Here is a 16,627-nt window from a genome sequence, read left to right as displayed (position 1 = left end):
CACGGACACAGAGACACAGAGACACGGAGGAACAGCGAGAAAGGCATGGCACACGGAAAAAGCGGCAACGGCGGAAACGTCAGGATGTAACTAAAAAATCCGTCTTGATCCGTTTGTACCGCCTTTTCCGCGTTCTATGTTTTTGAATTTCTCTGTGCTCCGGTTGCTCCGTGGCAGATACAATTCTAAAACCCATACTCCCGCCAACGCCGCGTCACCTGATCCGCGACAACGGCATCCGGCACGACCCGTGACCGGCCCTCCCTGCAACCGGTGGCGTCCAGGGCCCAGCGTCGTCCGTCGGCGTCGTGGAGCAGGTCCCGGCTGTACTCGGCCAAGTTGATGCTATGCCAAGCCGCACCGCTGAAATCCTCGCGGCCTGCCTCAGCATCCGTAAAGATCAGCATCCGCGCCGCGTTGAACCAGGGCAGGGCCCACAGCTGCTCCGCTGTCTCCCTTACCATGCCGGGCAACGGGTTTACAAGGGAAATGATGGCGCTCTGGTGGAAGATCCATTCCAGCGGGAAATGGATGTCGGACACAGCCGGAATAAGGCGCCGCAGAAACGCTGCAAGCACCCGTTCCCAGGCCTTGGCCATCCAGCAGTCCTCCATAGGGGGGGGACCCACCACGGTAGCCGGAATGACGGCTCCGGGCCGGTGGCTGATGGCGGTGATGCGCAGGAGTGGGGCCGGGCCGGCCGGGGAGTAGCAGCCGGTGTGGTTGCCATAGGGACCTTCCGTCACCGTCTCTTCCGGATCGATGAATCCTTCGATCACGAGCTCGGCTGACGCGGGCACCCGGAGCGGAACGGTGCGGCAGGGACTCAGGCTGACGGCTTCTGCCGCCAGGAAGCCGGCAAAGGTCATCTCGTCCAGGTGGCCCGGCAGAGGCATCAGGGCACTGAAGATGACGGCTGGCGGCCCCCCCACGCATATGGCCACCGGCATCCGCTTTCCCCGCCGCCGGAAGGCCTCCAGGTGCCGGGCAGCACCGCTGCCGGAGCTCCAGCGAATCGCCAGTTCCGAGTGCCCCCGCACCTGGCAGCGGTACATGCCGCAATTCGGGGTACCGTGCTCAGGGTCGGTACTGAATACCAGCGGCAGGGTAAGGTAGCGGGGATGTCCACTGGCGGCTCCATCATTCGGCCATACCTGCAGAAAAGGAAACCGCGCCAGATCGGGCTCACCCATTGCAACAAGATCCGCCGCAGCGCCGGCAACCGGAGCGTAACGGGCAAAATCGGGCAGCACCGAGATCTGGCCGTCAAGATGGGGGAGGTGCAGCTGCGGGATCTGGGAAAGCAGGTTGGACATCCGATCCGTCAGCCGCTCCAGGCTGCCCCCCCCCAGAGCGAGTTCCACCCGCTGCCGTGAACCGAACAGGTTGGTGGCCACCGGGAAGAGGGAGCCGGAAGGGCGTTCGAACAGCAGTGCGTGGCCGCCGGGTTGCTTGCACATCCGGTCGGTGATGGCGGCGATTTCCAGCAGCGGATCGGTCTCGACCCGGATGCGGACAAGCTCGTTGCGGGATTCCAGCAGGCCGACGAAGTTGCGCAGATCGTCCAGGGGTGGCTGGGAAATCCCTTGTCCGGAGGCGCGGGCCATCACCCGGCAACGCTGAAGTATCTGCCCTCGGGATGGTGGAATACCAGGGCCGAAACGCTGGCCTCCGGGTCCATCATGTCCCCCTCGGTGAGCTGGACCCCGATCCGTTCCGGCTTGAGCAGGCCAAAAAGTTTTTCCTGGTCGGCCAATTCGGGGCAGGCCGGGTAGCCGAAGGAGACCCGGATTCCCCGGTACTCGGCATTGAAGATCTGTTTCATGGTCAGCGAGGGGTCGTCCACGATGCCCCAGCCGGTACGGATGCGCCGGTGCAGGTATTCGGCCGTGGCCTCGGCCAGTTCCAGGGCCAGGGCCTGCAGCAGGTGGGATTGCAGGAACTCACCCTGGTGCTTCAAGGTTTCGGCCCTCTCCCGCACCCCCAGTCCGCAGGTGACCACGAACAGGGCCACATTGTCTCGCTCTCCCCCCTCGAAGGGGCGAGCGAAATCAGCCAGGCAGAGCCTTTCCCCCGCTGCCTGGCGGGGAAAATCGAAACGCAACGCCTCCTGATCCGAGCCATCGGGGGCGAACAGGATCAGTTCGCTGCCGGCTCCGTTGGCCGGGAAATAACGGTACAGGGCCTGGGGTCTGATCCACCCTTCACCCTCGGCGCGGGCCAGCAGATCCTCCACGGCCCGGTGCAGCTTGAGCGCCTTGTCGTCCCCCTCGGTCAGCAGCCGCTCCACCACTCCGGACAGTCCCAGATGTTTGGTATACAGCATTTGCCGGTTCAGGTACGGGACCACCTCTGCCAGGGGGATATCCCGCAGCAGGTGCGGTTCGTAATCCGGCGCAGCCGGGATCGGTGCATCAGGGCGGACAGCGGAGCGCCCCCCGCTGCTATCGGCCGGTTGCCGGTTCGCCGCCCGGGTCGAAGCTGCGCCGCGGGCCTTTTCCTGACGCTCGGCCAGGTCGTGCAGCAAACCGGTCCGTTGCGCCGGATCGGCCAGTTGGTTGGCAATGGCCAGGCCATCCATGGCATCCTTGGCATACAGCACCGGACCGCCGTATTCAGGGGCAATGCGCGTATCGCTGAAGGCCCGAGACAGGGCCGCTCCCCCGACCAGGAGCGGCGCGTCGACGCCGGCGGCGCGCAGATCAGCGGCCGTTACTGTCATCTGCTGGGCGCTCTTCACCAGCAGGCCGGAGAGGCCGATAAAATCGGGATGTTCGCGGCGGGCTGCTGCGATCAGCTCCTCCGGCGGCACCTTGATGCCCAGGTTGACCACCTTGAAACCGTTGTTGGACAGGATGATCTCCACCAGGTTCTTGCCGATATCGTGCACATCCCCCTTGACCGTGGCCAGCAGCAGCGTGCCCTTGGTGGCGGTCTCACTTTTTTCCAAATGCGGCTCCAGGTGCGCCACGGCCGCCTTCATGGCCTCGGCAGACTGGAGTACTTCCGCCACGATCAACTGATTGTCGTTGAACAGCCTTCCCACTTCCGCCATGCCGGCCATGAGCTGGCCGTTGATGATATCCAGGGGCCGATCACCTCGGGCCAGGGCCGCATCCAGGTCGGCGGTCAATCCCTCCTTGCTCCCCTCGATGATGTACAGCGGCAGGCGCTCATCCAAGGGGAGCTCGGCCGCTGGAGCGTGGGAAACGGGCTTCTTGTCCCGGAAGGCGGCGGCAAAGGCGGCCACCGGGTCGCTTCCCCGCCAGAAGATCAGGTCCTCGGCCAGGTGCCGTTCCTCCTCGGCCAGCGAGGCGTAGCGTTCCAGCTTTTCGGCGTTGACGATGGCATAACTCAGGCCAGCCTTGACGCAATGATGGAGAAAGACCGCATTTAACACCTCACGCCCGGCAGCGGGCAGGCCGAAGGAGACGTTGGAAATCCCCAGAATGGTGGCGCTGCGGGGGAACGCTTCGGCGATGAGCCGTACCCCCTCGATGGTTTCCACGGCCGAGCCGATGTAATTCTCATCACCGCTCCCCACCGGAAAGACCAGCGGATCAAAGACCAAATCTTCGGGCCGCAGGCCGTATCTTCCGGTCAGCAGGTCAAAGGAGCGCCGGGCGATCTCCAGTTTGCGGCTCCTGGTCACTGCCATGCCCTGCTGCCGGTCCTCATCGATGCACCCCACCACCAGAGCCCCGCCGAAGCGGCGCACCAGCGGCGCCACGCGGGCGAAGCGCTCCTCCCCGTCCTCCAGGTTGACCGAGTTAAGCAGACACTTGCCCTGGAGCCGCGTAAGCGCCAGCTCCATCACCGCTGCATCGGTGCTGTCGATCATGAACGGCACCCGCACCTTGCGGGGCAGGAACTCCAGCAGCTGCTCCATGTCGGCCGCCTCGTCCCGGTCCGGGTTGGCCACGCACACGTCGATCACCTGGGCTCCGCTCCGCACCTGGGCACGGGCGATCTCGCCCGCCTCCTCGAACTTCCCGTCGATGATCAGGTTTTTGAATTTGCGCGAGCCGATCACGTTGGTCCGTTCCCCCACCAGGATCGGGCGGTTCTCATCCTCCACGAACAGCGGCTCGATGCCGCTCACTACCCGGCGATGCGATCCGGGCCGGCGGCGGGGCGGCCTGCCCGCCACCAGAGCGGCAATGGCGGCAATATGGGCCGGGGTGGTGCCGCAGCAGCCACCAACTATGTTGATCCATCCCTGCTCCACGAAGCGGGCCAGTTTAGCGGCCAGGGATTCGGGCGATTCGGCATAGCAGCCATTCTCGTCCGGCAACCCGGCATTGGGATAGACCGAGACGCAACAGGCGGCCGCGGCCGACAGGGTCCGCAGGTGGTCGGTCATGAACTCCGGTCCGGTGGCGCAGTTCAGGCCGATGCTGATCAGCCCCAGGCTGTCCTCCAGATGGGCGACGCTGGCGTAAAGCGCCTCCACCCCCTGTCCGGCCAGCATGGTGCCGGTGGCTTCGATGGTGCCGGATATCATCAGCGGCACCCGTTGTCCGGCCTCGTCAAAGGCCAGGCGGATTCCCTCGGCTGCTGCCTTGAGATTCAGGGTGTCCTGGGCCGTTTCCAGAAGCAGCAGGTCCACGCCGCCTGCCAGAAGCCCCAGGGCCTGTTCCCGGAAAGCCTGCGCCAACTGGTCGAACGTGACGCCGCCGGTAACCGAGATGGTGCGCGTAGTGGGGCCCATGGAGCCAGCCACCCAGCGGGGCCGCTCCGGCGTGGCAAAAGAGTCGCAGGCGGTGCGGGCGATTTCCGCGGCCCGGCGGTTGATCTCGTGGACCTTGGCCTCCAGGCCGTACTCGGCCAGCACGATGGAGGTGGCGCCAAAGGAGTCGGTTTCGATGATATCGGCCCCGGCGGCCAGATAGTCCCGATGCACCTCCTCGATCACATCGGGGCGGGTCAGCACCAGGTGTTCATTGCATCCCTCGTAGTCGGGGCCACCAAAGTCTGCGGCCGTCAGCTCCCGCGCCTGGAGCTGGGTGCCCATGGCACCGTCGATGACCAGAATGCGCCGGGACAGCGCGTTCAGAATGTCGTTGTTCATAACAGCCCCTCCGTCAATTCCAGGACCGCTTCGGCCCGATTCAGCGTGTAAAGATGGACGCCCGGCACGCCGTCGGCCAGCAGCTCCCGTACCTGGCGCCGTGCGTGGGCGATACCCGCCTGCTGCACCGCAGCCGCACCGCCCCGTGCATCGGCCTCCTCCAGTTCGGCCAGGAATGCGGGGGGGATATAGGCGCCGCACAGGGAAACGATCCGCTTGATTACCTTGAGGCTGACCACCGGCAGGATGCCGGGGACGATCGGCTTGGTAATACCCCGGGCCCGGGCCCGGGCGACGAAATCGAAGTAGAGCCGATTGTCGAAAAAGAGCTGGGTGATGGCGAAATCTCCGCCGTTGTCCAGTTTCAGTTTGAGATGGGACAGATCGGATTCGGCGCTTTCCGCCTCGGGATGTGGTTCGGGGTATCCGGCCACCGCCAGCCCCAGGCCGGGATGTGCTTTACTGATAAAGGCCACCAGGTCCGAGGCATATCGCAGCGTGCCGCAGGCCGAAAACAGCGGGGGGACTTCCTTGGGAGGATCGCCCCGCAGGGCCAGGATATTGGTAACGCCGGCCGCGGCCAGGGCATCCAGGAACTTCAGCAGTGCCCCCCGGTAAGCACCGATACAGGTGAGATGGGCCATGGTCTCCAGACCATGATCGCGCTGCAGCCGCGTTACGATCTCCAGGGTATCGTCCCGGGTGCTTCCTCCGGCGCCGTAGGTCACGGAGGCGAACAGCGGCCCAAGGCCCGCCAGGCGCTCCACGGCTTGAAAAAATGCCGGCCACTCGGCCTTCTCCTTGGGGGGAAAAAATTCCAGCGAAAAAAACGGGCGGTTCGGTACGATCGTATCAATGATTCTCATCTGATCTCGTTTTCAGACAGCGTTAGGATAACCGGAAACTGCGTGGCCCAGTCCCGGGGTGATTCGCCCAGCTAGCCGCCGAAGCGGTTGCGGTAATACTCTTCACCTCTCCGGCGGCGTATGGCCAACCGGTAGAGCTCTTCGTACCGGGAGGCGGCATCCTCCCAGGTGAAGCGTTGCGCCATGCCGTTCTTTATCAGGGCAGCCAACCCTTTGGGATTGTTGTAGTAGGTGTAGACCGCCCAGCCGACCGTATCGAAGAGTGCGGCGGCGCTGTGGTGCCGGAACTTGAAGCCGGTGCCGGCTAGGCGCGTTTCGTCGAAGTTCTGCACGCTGTCCTCCAGTCCGCCGGTCGCACGCACGATGGGAGGGGTGCCGTAGGCCAGGCTGTACATCTGGTTCAGGCCGCACGGCTCGAAGGCGGAAGGCATCACGAAAAAATCGGCCCCGGCTTCGACCTTGTGAGCCAGGGATTCGTCGTATCCGATGAAACAGGCGAATTTTTCGGGGTACATGGCGGCGATATCGCCGAAATAGAAGTGGGCCCAAGGCTCGCCATTACCCACCACCACGAACTGTACGTCCATCTCCAGGATACGGTGGATCGCCTCGGCCAGGATATCGGTCCCCTTCTGCCTGACCATGCGGGACACCACTCCCAGAAGCGGCACGTCTGCCCGCTGGGGCAATCCCATGATTGCCTGCAGGTCGCGCTTGCAGGCGGCTTTGCCCGCTTTTACGGTACGCGCCGAGTAGGTGGCGGCAATGAAGGGATCGCTTTCCGGATTCCACTCCTGATAGTCGACGCCGTTCAGAATCCCGAACAGGTCGGCCCTGCGCTCCGCCAATACCCCTTCCAGCCCCCAGCCATGCTCCGGCGTCTGAATTTCGGCGGCATAGCCCTGGCTGACCGTATTCAGCAAGGTGGCGTGGTATATGCCCCCCTTGAGCAGGTTGACCTGGTCGTCCTTTTCCAGCTCCAGATAGTTGAAGTGCTTCCAGCCGATACCCAGTACCTCCATCAGCCCCGGATAGAAATTACCCTGGTGCTGCATGTTGTGCAGGCTCAGAAGCGAACCCGCCTCGCCCACGAAGCGGTCGTGCCGGTAGGATGTGTTGAGCAGGAATGCAGCGGCAGCGGTGTGCCAGTCGTGCGCATGCACCACGTCCGGCGTGAAGCGGAGCATCTTGCACAGCTCCAGTGACGCTTTGGAAAGAAACACGAAACGGTTGTCATTGTCCATATAGCCGCGGCCGTCCTGCTGGTACAGGCCGGCCCGGCCATAGTAGCCTTCGTGCTCCAGGAAGTAGATCGGAACGTCGCTGCCGGGCAGACGCCCCTCATAGACACCGCAGTACTGGTATCCGATGATGCCCATCGGCACCACCAGCACGCCGGGCAGCAGACGCAGCTGGAACTTGTCGCGGTCAATGCCGTAGTAGCGCGGTATCACCACCCGCACATCATGCCCCATGGCAGCCAGGTATTTGGGCAGGGCACCTACCACGTCCCCCAGCCCCCCCTCCTTGGCAAAGGGGGCGGCCTCGGCAGCGGTAAACAGGATGGAGAGAGATTCGTGAGACTTCTTCATATATGCTCCAACGGCCGCAGGATCACCGGCCGGCAGGGATGACATCCGTTCTGAGAGACAAATGATAAATTATAACAAGCTGATGTGAAAATCCAACGCTAAAACACCGGCCACGCTGACCATGAATGAACAACGGGCGGCTGCAACGGATGGGCAGGAGAACACGGCTCGGGTGCGGCGTCCCGTGTGATGAGTGCGGATTGGGGACCTGCTCCGGCGCTGCCGTGGAGATCGGCCCGGGTGGGGATGCTGTCGAAGTCCTGGGAGAGTGGTTCTTTCTTTTATGGCTGATGGCCCTGCAGGGGCGTTTACCGATTATCGCCGGCAGCCGGACCGGCCGTGGCGGCCATTTCATTTTCCCTGCAGCCGTAGTGGGTCACCAGCTCCTTGAAATGGGCATCCTCGTGCCTGATATGCCCGGCCAGCCAGCCCCGCAGGTAGGCCATCACCTCGAACTGGGCAACCAACGGATTATCGTGGAGCTCGTCGGAAAACTCCTGCAGCTTTTCGGTAAACTGCCGATGCTGACCCCTTTGCCGGTTCAGCCACTGGCAACCGTAATGTTCCATCATCCGCTCCTCGGCATGGAAATGCACCTGGGCATACTGTCCGAGAGCCTTGAGCACCCGACCCACTTCCCGTGCCCCCCGTTTTCTGGCTACGATGTCAATCAGATCATTGGCCAGGTCGAACAGGTAGCGATGATGCTCGTCGATCACATCGATGCCGACGCTCAGCGATTCATCCCAGCTGATCCACCTGGTGTCCCGATGGACCAGTCCCGTCAGGTTCACAATCTGGTTCGGGTTGATGATATCTTCCCGATAGAGTTCACGGATGCGCACGATTTCCGGCAATGCGGCTTCAAAGGCCCTGACCACGGCCGGGTCGAATTTCCTGCCCGCCTGACCGATGATCCAGGCCGTGGCGTCCTCAAGCGACCACGCCTCCTTGTAAGGCCTGGCCGAGATCAGTGCGTCAAAAACATCGGCAACGGCGCATATGCGGGCCAGAACAGGAATTTCGTCACCCCGCAGCCCCCGCGGATAGCCGCTACCGTCCCAGTTTTCGTGGTGGGAGGAAGCGATCTCCCGTGCTGCTATGATGAGAGTATCCGAGCCGCGCAGCAACCGTTCTCCGATTTCGGTATGGGTCTTCATGATATCGAATTCGTGCTCGGTCAGCCTGTCCGGTTTCAGGAGAATGCCGTCGGCAATGCCGATCTTGCCGACATCGTGCAGCGGTGCCGTGATGTACAGCAGCTCGCGTTGTTCATCGGACAGCCCGTATGCCTTGGCAATCACAACGGAGAAATTCGACATGCGCATGACATGCATTCCGACTTCGTGATCGCGGCATTCGGCAGCCTCTCCCAGACTCCGGATGGTCTGAGCCCGCATCTCTTCAAGCTCGAACTCGCGTACTTTCAGAGTCTCGTTAACCACGCAGCGGCCCACCAGTGTCGAAAGCGCCCGGGCCAGCTTGGCCATAAAGGCGATTTCCGTTTCTGAGGGTTCCCACTCCGGCTCGATAAAAATTACTGCCTGACCGAGCTGGTGCTCCTCGTTGACGAGCGGCAGCACGATTACCCTGTCCCGCGCTTCAAGCGGTGCGGTAAAAACCGAGGTGCTCAAGGTCTGGGGGACTCTGGCCAGCCGGGCATCAGCCGCGGGATCGAGCCAGATCGGGTGAAGGCCGTGCTGTGCAACGGAAATCATTGCGCCGCGGGGATTGTACAGTCGGACAACCCCTTTTGGCTGGATGCATAGTGCCGGCTGCTTTTGCAGCACCTCCAGCAGGCGCGCCAGCAGGCTGTCTAGATCATTGTCGGAATCGTCCATGGCGGTGAGTTCCAGAACAAATCTACTGACTTCCGCAAATTCCTGATGTTCTAACATGTGATACCTCCAGTGCACATCGGGGGTCGAGGCATGCCGGCAGGCCGACGAGCATGCGGAAAAATGCACCGCCGCATGGAATTGGATGGTAAAGGTGCCACACGAGAATATGCGATGATCGGGCTGCTGGTCAATAGTAGGAAAATATAGTCGCTGTTTTTGCCTATGCCGGCGTGGGTACGGTCCGTTTCGCCGGCCGTTTATAGAGGCACCTTACAAAAAAAGCCGCCAACTCGCGAAAAGTTGACGGCTTGTGGTTTCAGTCCAGGATTACTATTACTTCGGCACGCTCTGCCAGTCATCCAGAAATTTCTTGATGCCGGCATCGGTCAAGGGGTGTTTTGACAGCTGAAGCATGACCGAGTATGGGATGGTGGCCACGTCGGCGCCGATCAGAGCGGAGTTTAGCACATGTACGGGGTTGCGCACACTGGCCACGATGATCTCGCTGGTATAGCCGTAGTTGTCGAAAATGGTGCGGATCTCCTCGATGATGCCCATGCCGTCCTGCGAAATGTCATCCAGCCGGCCCACAAAGGGAGAAACGTATGTGGCACCCGCCTTGGCGGCCAGCAGGGCCTGCATCGGCGTGAAGATCAGGGTCACGTTGGTCTTGATGCCCAGGTCGGTCAGGGCGCGGGTGGCCTTGAGCCCCTCGGGGGTCATGGGCACCTTGACCACGATATTCTCGTGGATCTTGACCAGCTCCTTGGCTTCCTGCAGCATGCCCGGGGCATCCAGGGCAACCACTTCTGCCGATATCGGCCCATCCACGATCGAAACGATCTCCTTGATGACATCCTCGAATTTACGGCCCGATTTTGCGATCAGGGAAGGATTGGTGGTAACGCCGTCCACCAGTCCCAGTTCGTGTGCCTGGCGAATCTCGTTAACATCCGCTGTGTCGATGAAAAACTTCATGTATTCCTCCGTTGGTTGTGTTTATGCCGATGGGTGGCCGAGCTGTTCCTGGAACTTTTCGAGACAGGTGCGGGAGCAGAAATAGTGGCGCTCGTCGCCGAGCCTGCCGATGACCGCATCCTCCTCGGATATATAAACTCCGCAGACCGGATCGCGATGGGTAACGGTGGCCTGCTCCCTCTCACGAGACCTGCCGGACCGGAGTTCCTTTCCCTTGGCCAGCGAGACAATGATCCGGTAACCGATATAGATGAGCAGGCACCAAAAGAGCAGTCTGATCATGAACCATCCTCGTCTTCAGATTTCCACCACAGTTTCCACAGAGCTGAGCATGGCGAGCAGTTCGACCATACTTCGCCCCAGCACCGGATGTATCAGGCCGGGCGCCAGCACGCACAGGGGCTGAAGCACGAAACGCCGCTCCGCCATGCGCGGATGGGGGATGGTCAGTTCCTCGCTGTCAATCACCTCGCTGCCGTACAGCAGCAGGTCCAGATCGATATTCCGCGGTCCCCAGCGGTGTTCCCGCGTGCGGTTGAAAACCTCGTTCTCGATCCGTTGTAGTCCGCTCAGCAGTTCAGGTGGAGTAAGTGCGGTGGCAAGGGACAGGACTGCATTGTAGAAGGCGGGTTGATCGGTAACGCCCACTGGCGAGGTCTCGTAAAAGGGGGATAATCCGGTTACCCTGCTGAGAGGAAGCTTGCCGATCTCGGCCACTCCCCGCAGCAGATTCAGCTCCCTGTCCCCAAGGTTCGAGCCGATGCCGATGTAGGCTTCAGTTTCCACTGTGAGATTAAAGCACAACCGGCAGGGTGGCGTCAACCGCACTGCACAATAAAAAACACCCTGGCAACTAGGAGGGAAAGTTACCAGGGCAGATGAGGGTCATCGTGATGACCCCCGCAATCCTTTTCTGGCTTTACTATACCAAACAGTTGTCATTCTGGCAAGTCAACTATTTTATAACTATTTAATTATATGTCGAAAAAATTACAAATCTTTATCCAGCAAGTCAACTTATTCGACAGCAGCACCGTCCCGCAAGCGGGCAACCGGCGCAGCGCGGCTTTTTCCGGCAGAACCGTTTGCACTGTTCGACGATCAGGGCGTGATACTCGTTGAACAGGACAGGCTCGGCGGGGAGGTTGTCCATGAACAACCGGCGGGTTGCATCATAGTCGCTTCCCAGCTGAAGCATTCCCAGACGATGGAACAGTCGCTGCGTGTAGGCATCCACCACAAAGGTCGGCTTGCCGCCGGCATACAGCAGGATTGCGTCGCAGGTCTCCGGGCCGATGCCGGCCACGGCCAGCAGCTCCTCCCGCAGCAGGCGCCAGTCGCTACAGAACATCCGCTCCAGCGAACCTCCGTACCTGCCAAAGAGCCAATCGACGAAACTCTTCACACGCCGGCTCTTGACGTTGAAAAACCCGGCCGGACGGATCAGCAGCGCCAGCTCGTCCGGAGCGATCTCGCGCAGCCCCGCCGCACTCAACGCATCCGCTCCCTTGAGTGCGGCAATGGCCTTTTCCACGTTGGTCCAGGCGGTATTCTGCGTCAGAATGGCACCGACGCACACTTCGAAAGGGGTTTCAGCCGGCCACCAACCCAGCGGCCCGTAGTATCGGGCCAGCAGATCAAAAATATCGAGCAATGCATCATCGGCCAAGTCATTCATGGATCGTTCGCAGCCCCTCTGCCAGCGTAGGGTACTGCAGAGTAACCCCCAGCCGCTCCAGCATGCGGGTATTGTCCACCACCCGCGTTTCACTCACATACGACAGCATCAATGGAGACATCACCCTCCGGGCCTCCTCCATGGTCACCTGGGGTTGGAGCGGTTCCCCCAACGCAGTCGCCACGGCGTTGAAATAGCTCGTCATGCTGCTGGGATGCCCATCGCTGACATTAAAAGTCTCGCCGTCACACCCCTTCTCGGCCGCTGCCAGACAGACCCGGGCCAAGTCATCGGCATGGATGCGGTTACTGGGACCGGATTCCTCTTCTTTCAGTAGGGGGTGCCCCTGGCGGATCTGCATCAGCGGCAGCCTTCCCGGCCCATAGATGCCGCTGACCCGCAGGACAACCACCGGCACACCGGCCGATGCTCCGTATTCACGGAAGGCATTTTCCGCATCCAGGCGGCGCTTGCCCATGGCCGTGGCCGGGATGGCCGGCGATTGCTCGGTTACCACTGATCCATCCGTGGCGGCATAGACCGAGGTTGCACTCATGTAAATGATCTGGGACGGCGGCGCTGATCTGCTCAGCGCGGCACAGAAGTTGCGCGCACGCGGGTCGGTGGCACCGCCCCCCGGAGGAGGGATAAAGTAGAAGAGTACACTCTCTGCCACACGCGGTTCCGGAATCCGTTCCGGGTCGTCTAGTGTGCAGACAACAGTGCTGTAGCGCTCTGCTTCAAGCTGGGCACCACGCTCGTCTGACCTGACCATGCAGGATACCTCCGCACCGGCCTGACGAGCCAGTCGGGCAACACGAACGCCGATGTAGCCGCAGCCGGCTATGAACACTCGCTTCATTCTCTCCTCCTGATTTCTATGAATCAATCCAGCGAAATCCCATTTTACCGTGGTCCAGAGAAAATGTAAAAAAGGGCTTCGCGGCATTGCCGCGAAGCCCTGATTATACCTATGGATCTACTATCTACTTCTTCTCGAACGTGAGCGCCGCCAGTTTTTCGTAATACTCGAAACGGCTTGCAGTCCAGGCGGTTGCCTTTTTCATCAGTACGGCCGCTGCCTCGGGGTTGGCCTTCTGCAGCACCCTGTAGCGGTTCTCTCCGTAAGCGTACTCCTCGAACGAACAGCTCGGGGCCTTGCTGTCCATCTGCAGCGGGTTTTTGCCTTCGGCAGCCAGGGCCGGATTATAGCGGTACAGCGGCCAGTAACCGGAAGCAACCGCCTTCTTGTTTTCGTCCACACCCTTGGTCATGTTGATGCCGTGGGCGATACAATGCGAGTATGCGATGATGATGGATGGTCCGTCATAGGCTTCGGCCTCGATGAAGGCCTTGACAACCTGTCCCGGGTTGGCCAGAGACACGTTGGCCACATAGACATTGCCATACGCCATGGCCATCATGCCCAGATCCTTCTTGGCCATGGCCTTGCCCCCCGCGGCGAACTGTGCCACGGCACCGGTCGGTGTGGCTTTAGAGGCCTGGCCGCCGGTGTTGGAGTAAACCTCCGTGTCGAGAACCAGCAGGTTGACGTTTTTGCCGGAGGCGATCACGTGATCCAGACCGCCATAGCCGATGTCATAGGCCCAGCCGTCGCCCCCCACGCACCAGACCGATTTCTTGACCAGGTAGTCGGCCAGTGGCAGCAGCTGTATGGCGGTCTTGTCTTTGCTTGTCTTGAGGGTTTTCTTGAGGTCTGCAATCCGTTCGCGCTGTTTTTCGATACCGGCTTGGTCGGACTGATCAGCGACCAGGATTTCTTTCAAGAGTGACTGGAGGGCTTTGGCCCCTTTGCCGCCGGCAAGTTCTGCTGCCAGTTCACGGGCCGATTCGGTGAACTTGTCCACGGCCAGACGCATACCGAAACCGAATTCGGCGTTGTCTTCGAACAGGGAGTTGGACCAGGCCGGTCCACGGCCGTCGGCCCGCTTGGCCCACGGGGTTGTGGGCAGGTTGCCGCCATAGATCGAGGTGCAGCCGGTGGCGTTGGCGATCATGGCCCGATCGCCGAACAACTGGGAGAGCAGCTTCAGGTACGGTGTCTCGCCACAACCGGCACAGGCGCCGGAGTATTCGAAGGTCGGACGGACCAACTGGCTGCCGCGCAGGGTGTCCAGTTTGAGCTTAGCCGGGTCCATGTCGGGCAGTGCCAGGAAGAAGTCGTAGTTGGCTGCTTCCGCAGCCCTGAGCGGCGGCTGGAACTGCATGTTGATGGCTTTGTGATTGGGGTCTTCCTTGCTCTTGGCCGGGCAGTTGTGAACACAGGCGCCACAGCCAGTGCAATCCTCGGGTGCAACCTGGAGGGTGTATTTCATCCCCTTGAATTCGGGCAGTTTGCAGTCGGTGGATTTGAAGGTCTTGGGTGCGCCTTTCAGCAATTTGCCGTCATAGGCCTTCATGCGAATGGTGGCGTGCGGACAGACGAAGGAGCAGATGCCGCACTGGATGCAGAGCTGTTCGTCCCAGACCGGAATGTCAACGGCGATGTTGCGCTTCTCGTACTGGGAGGTGGCGGTCGGGAAGGTACCATCGGCCGGCATCAGGGATACGGGCAGTTCGTCGCCGAAGCCGGCGATGATGCGGCCAGTAACATTCTGCACGAATTTGGGCGCGGTCTTGGCGACGGCCGGCGGCATCTTGAGCTTGCTGGTGGCTTTGGCCGGGACTTTAACTTCGTGAATGTTCTTAAGGGCTTCGTCGACGGCGGCGTTGTTCATGGCGACAACCTTGTCACCCGATTTGCCGTAGCTCTTCTTGATGGCACCTTTGATCTCTTTCAGTGCGGTGGCCAGCGGGATGATGTTGGAGATCTTGAAGAAGGCTGTCTGCATGATGACGTTGATGCGGGCGCCCAGCCCAAGCTCTTCACCCAGCTTGATCGCGTTGATCACATAAAATTTGAGTTTCTTGTCGATGATCTGCTGCTGGACTTCCTTGGGCATCTTGTCCCAGACCTCATTGTGCTCGAAGGGGGAACAGAGCAGAAAGGTGCCGCCCGGCTTGGCTTTGCTGACCATGTCGTACTTTTCCAGGAAGGAGAAGTTGTGACAGGCGATGAAGTCGGCGTGATCGATCAGGTAGGGGGCGTTGATGGCCTTTTTCCCGAAACGCAGGTGCGATATCGTGATGGTGCCGGCTTTCTTGGAGTCGTAGACGAAATAGGCCTGGGCAAAGTTCTTGGTGGTTTCACCGATAATCTTGATCGTATTCTTGTTGGCGCCGACGGTGCCATCGGAACCGAGACCGTAGAACATGGCTTCGTAGGTGCCGTCCATGGCGTTGCGGAAAGACGGGGCATAGTCCAGGCTGCAGTTGGTGACATCTTCTTTGATGCCGATAACGAAGTGGTTTTTCGGTTTGGCTTTTTTCAGGTTGTCCAATACCGATTTGGCCATAGCCGGGGTGAATTCCTTGGAACCCAGGCCGTAGCGGCCACCGACGATGGTCGGGTACCCTTTGAAACTGCACTTGCCGTTAGCCATGGCTTCGCCGATGGCCGTGCGGACGTCAAGATAGAGCGGCTCGCCCAGTGAGCCGGGCTCCTTGGTGCGGTCGAGAACGGCGATGCTCTTGACGGTTTTCGGCAGGGCCTTGATGAAGGCGTCCAGCGGGAACGGACGGTACAGGTGGACCTTGACGACGCCGACCTTTTCGCCCTTTTTAACCAGGCTGTTGACCGTTTCCTGGACAGTGTCGGCGGCGGAACCCATGACCACGACAACCCGTTCGGCGTCTTTGGCGCCGGCATAGTCGACCAGTTTGTATTTGCGGCCGGTGAGTTTACCGAATTTGTCCATTTCTTCCTGGACGATCTTGATGCAGGGTTCGTAGAACTGGTTGACGGTTTCGCGGCCCTGGAAATAAACGTCCGGGTTCTGGGCGGTGCCGCGCATGACGGGACGATCGGGGGAGAGGCTGCGCAGGCGGTGGGCGTTGACCAGCTCGTCGCTGATCATGGCGCGCATGTCGTCAAAGGACAGTTCCTCGACCTTCTGAACCTCGTGGGAGGTGCGGAAGCCGTCGAAGAAGTGCAGGAAGGGCACCCGCGACCGCAGGGTAGCTGCCTGGGCGATCAGGGCGAAGTCCATGACTTCCTGGACGTTGTTGGAGCAGAACATGGCCCAGCCGGTAGAACGGCAGGACATGACGTCGGAATGATCGCCGAAGATATTCAGGGCGGCTGCGGAGATTGCACGGGCAGAGACATGAAAGACCGTTGAGGTCAGCTCGCCGGCTATTTTGTACATATTGGGGATCATCAGCAGCAGACCTTGACTGGCGGTGAAGGTAGTGGTCAGGGCTCCGGCCTGCAGGGCGCCATGGACGGTGCCGGCAGCTCCCCCTTCGGACTGCAGCTCCGATACCAGCGGAATCGTTCCCCAGATGTTCTTCTCGCCGGCCGCACTCTTGGCATCGGAGATCTCACCCATGACCGACGACGGAGTAATGGGGTAGATGGCAATGACCTCGTTGGTGGCGTGGGCCACGTGGGCGGCGGCGGTATTGCCGTCGATGGTTACCATTTTTCTGCTCATGCTCTCCTCCTGTGTGAGTTAATCCTGAACCGATCGCTTTTACGC

General features: G+C 60.8%; 11 protein-coding genes. All 11 read right to left on the bottom strand.

Translation table 11 applies throughout. From position 1 onward, the window contains the following. Positions 1–185: 185 nt before the first annotated feature. The 11 genes from GSVR_RS00275 to nifJ all read right to left on the bottom strand — a co-directional run bounded on the left by GSVR_RS00275 (position 186) and on the right by nifJ (position 16,582). The gene (locus tag GSVR_RS00275) at positions 186–1,607 is read right to left on the bottom strand and encodes a UbiD family decarboxylase (RefSeq protein WP_173198028.1); all 1,422 of its coding nucleotides are present in this window, start codon (positions 1,605–1,607) and stop codon (positions 186–188) included. Next, positions 1,607–5,071 carry a methionine synthase gene (metH, locus tag GSVR_RS00270; protein WP_173198027.1) on the bottom strand — a complete coding sequence of 1,155 codons (3,465 nt, stop codon included), beginning with the start codon at positions 5,069–5,071 and terminating at the stop codon, positions 1,607–1,609. The genes GSVR_RS00275 and metH overlap by 1 nt, the downstream gene beginning before the upstream one ends. Then, on the bottom strand, positions 5,068–5,937 hold the full coding sequence (gene metF, locus GSVR_RS00265) for a methylenetetrahydrofolate reductase [NAD(P)H] (protein WP_173198025.1): 870 nt from the start codon (positions 5,935–5,937) through the stop codon (positions 5,068–5,070). The genes metH and metF overlap by 4 nt, the downstream gene beginning before the upstream one ends. Positions 5,938–6,008: 71 nt before the next feature. After that, on the bottom strand, positions 6,009–7,529 hold the full coding sequence (locus tag GSVR_RS00260; RefSeq protein ID WP_173198023.1) for a glycogen synthase: 1,521 nt from the start codon (positions 7,527–7,529) through the stop codon (positions 6,009–6,011). A gap of 308 nt (positions 7,530–7,837) precedes the next feature. Next, positions 7,838–9,427 (bottom strand): bacteriohemerythrin, encoded by a 1,590-nt coding sequence (locus tag GSVR_RS00255; RefSeq protein ID WP_173198021.1) that lies wholly within the window; start codon positions 9,425–9,427, stop codon positions 7,838–7,840. 276 nt (positions 9,428–9,703) lie between these two features. Continuing rightward, positions 9,704–10,348, bottom strand: a complete 645-nt coding sequence (gene fsa / locus GSVR_RS00250) for a fructose-6-phosphate aldolase (protein ID WP_173198013.1) — start codon at positions 10,346–10,348, stop codon at positions 9,704–9,706. Positions 10,349–10,369: 21 nt separating this feature from the next. After that, positions 10,370–10,630 (bottom strand): transcriptional regulator, encoded by a 261-nt coding sequence (locus tag GSVR_RS00245; protein ID WP_239077415.1) that lies wholly within the window; start codon positions 10,628–10,630, stop codon positions 10,370–10,372. A gap of 15 nt (positions 10,631–10,645) precedes the next feature. After that, on the bottom strand, positions 10,646–11,134 hold the full coding sequence (gene folK, locus GSVR_RS00240; RefSeq protein ID WP_173198011.1) for a 2-amino-4-hydroxy-6-hydroxymethyldihydropteridine diphosphokinase: 489 nt from the start codon (positions 11,132–11,134) through the stop codon (positions 10,646–10,648). A gap of 226 nt (positions 11,135–11,360) precedes the next feature. After that, positions 11,361–12,026, bottom strand: a complete 666-nt coding sequence (locus GSVR_RS00235; RefSeq protein WP_173198009.1) for an endonuclease III domain-containing protein — start codon at positions 12,024–12,026, stop codon at positions 11,361–11,363. Next, positions 12,019–12,888, bottom strand: coding sequence for an SDR family oxidoreductase (locus GSVR_RS00230; RefSeq protein WP_173198008.1), 870 nt, complete (start codon positions 12,886–12,888; stop codon positions 12,019–12,021). The genes GSVR_RS00235 and GSVR_RS00230 overlap by 8 nt, the downstream gene beginning before the upstream one ends. Before the next feature lie 124 nt (positions 12,889–13,012). Continuing rightward, positions 13,013–16,582: a pyruvate:ferredoxin (flavodoxin) oxidoreductase gene (nifJ, locus tag GSVR_RS00225; protein WP_173198006.1), complete on the bottom strand. Its 3,570-nt coding sequence runs from the start codon at positions 16,580–16,582 to the stop codon at positions 13,013–13,015. Positions 16,583–16,627: the final 45 nt, after the last annotated feature.

The sequence above is a fragment of the Geobacter sp. SVR genome (genome assembly GCF_016865365.1).
In the GTDB taxonomy this organism is placed as follows: Bacteria; Desulfobacterota; Desulfuromonadia; order Geobacterales; family Pseudopelobacteraceae; genus Pelotalea.
This window is presented reverse-complemented; position numbering and strand designations above follow the sequence as displayed.

Coding starts and splice junctions, on each gene's coding strand:
- GSVR_RS00275 (WP_173198028.1), bottom strand. CDS start 1,607: ATGGCCCGCGCCTCCGGACAAGGGATTTCCCAGCCACCCCTGGACGAT.
- metH (WP_173198027.1), bottom strand. CDS start 5,071: ATGAACAACGACATTCTGAACGCGCTGTCCCGGCGCATTCTGGTCATC.
- metF (WP_173198025.1), bottom strand. CDS start 5,937: ATGAGAATCATTGATACGATCGTACCGAACCGCCCGTTTTTTTCGCTG.
- GSVR_RS00260 (WP_173198023.1), bottom strand. CDS start 7,529: ATGAAGAAGTCTCACGAATCTCTCTCCATCCTGTTTACCGCTGCCGAG.
- GSVR_RS00255 (WP_173198021.1), bottom strand. CDS start 9,427: ATGTTAGAACATCAGGAATTTGCGGAAGTCAGTAGATTTGTTCTGGAA.
- fsa (WP_173198013.1), bottom strand. CDS start 10,348: ATGAAGTTTTTCATCGACACAGCGGATGTTAACGAGATTCGCCAGGCA.
- GSVR_RS00245 (WP_239077415.1), bottom strand. CDS start 10,630: ATGATCAGACTGCTCTTTTGGTGCCTGCTCATCTATATCGGTTACCGG.
- GSVR_RS00235 (WP_173198009.1), bottom strand. CDS start 12,026: ATGAATGACTTGGCCGATGATGCATTGCTCGATATTTTTGATCTGCTG.
- GSVR_RS00230 (WP_173198008.1), bottom strand. CDS start 12,888: ATGAAGCGAGTGTTCATAGCCGGCTGCGGCTACATCGGCGTTCGTGTT.
- nifJ (WP_173198006.1), bottom strand. CDS start 16,582: ATGAGCAGAAAAATGGTAACCATCGACGGCAATACCGCCGCCGCCCAC.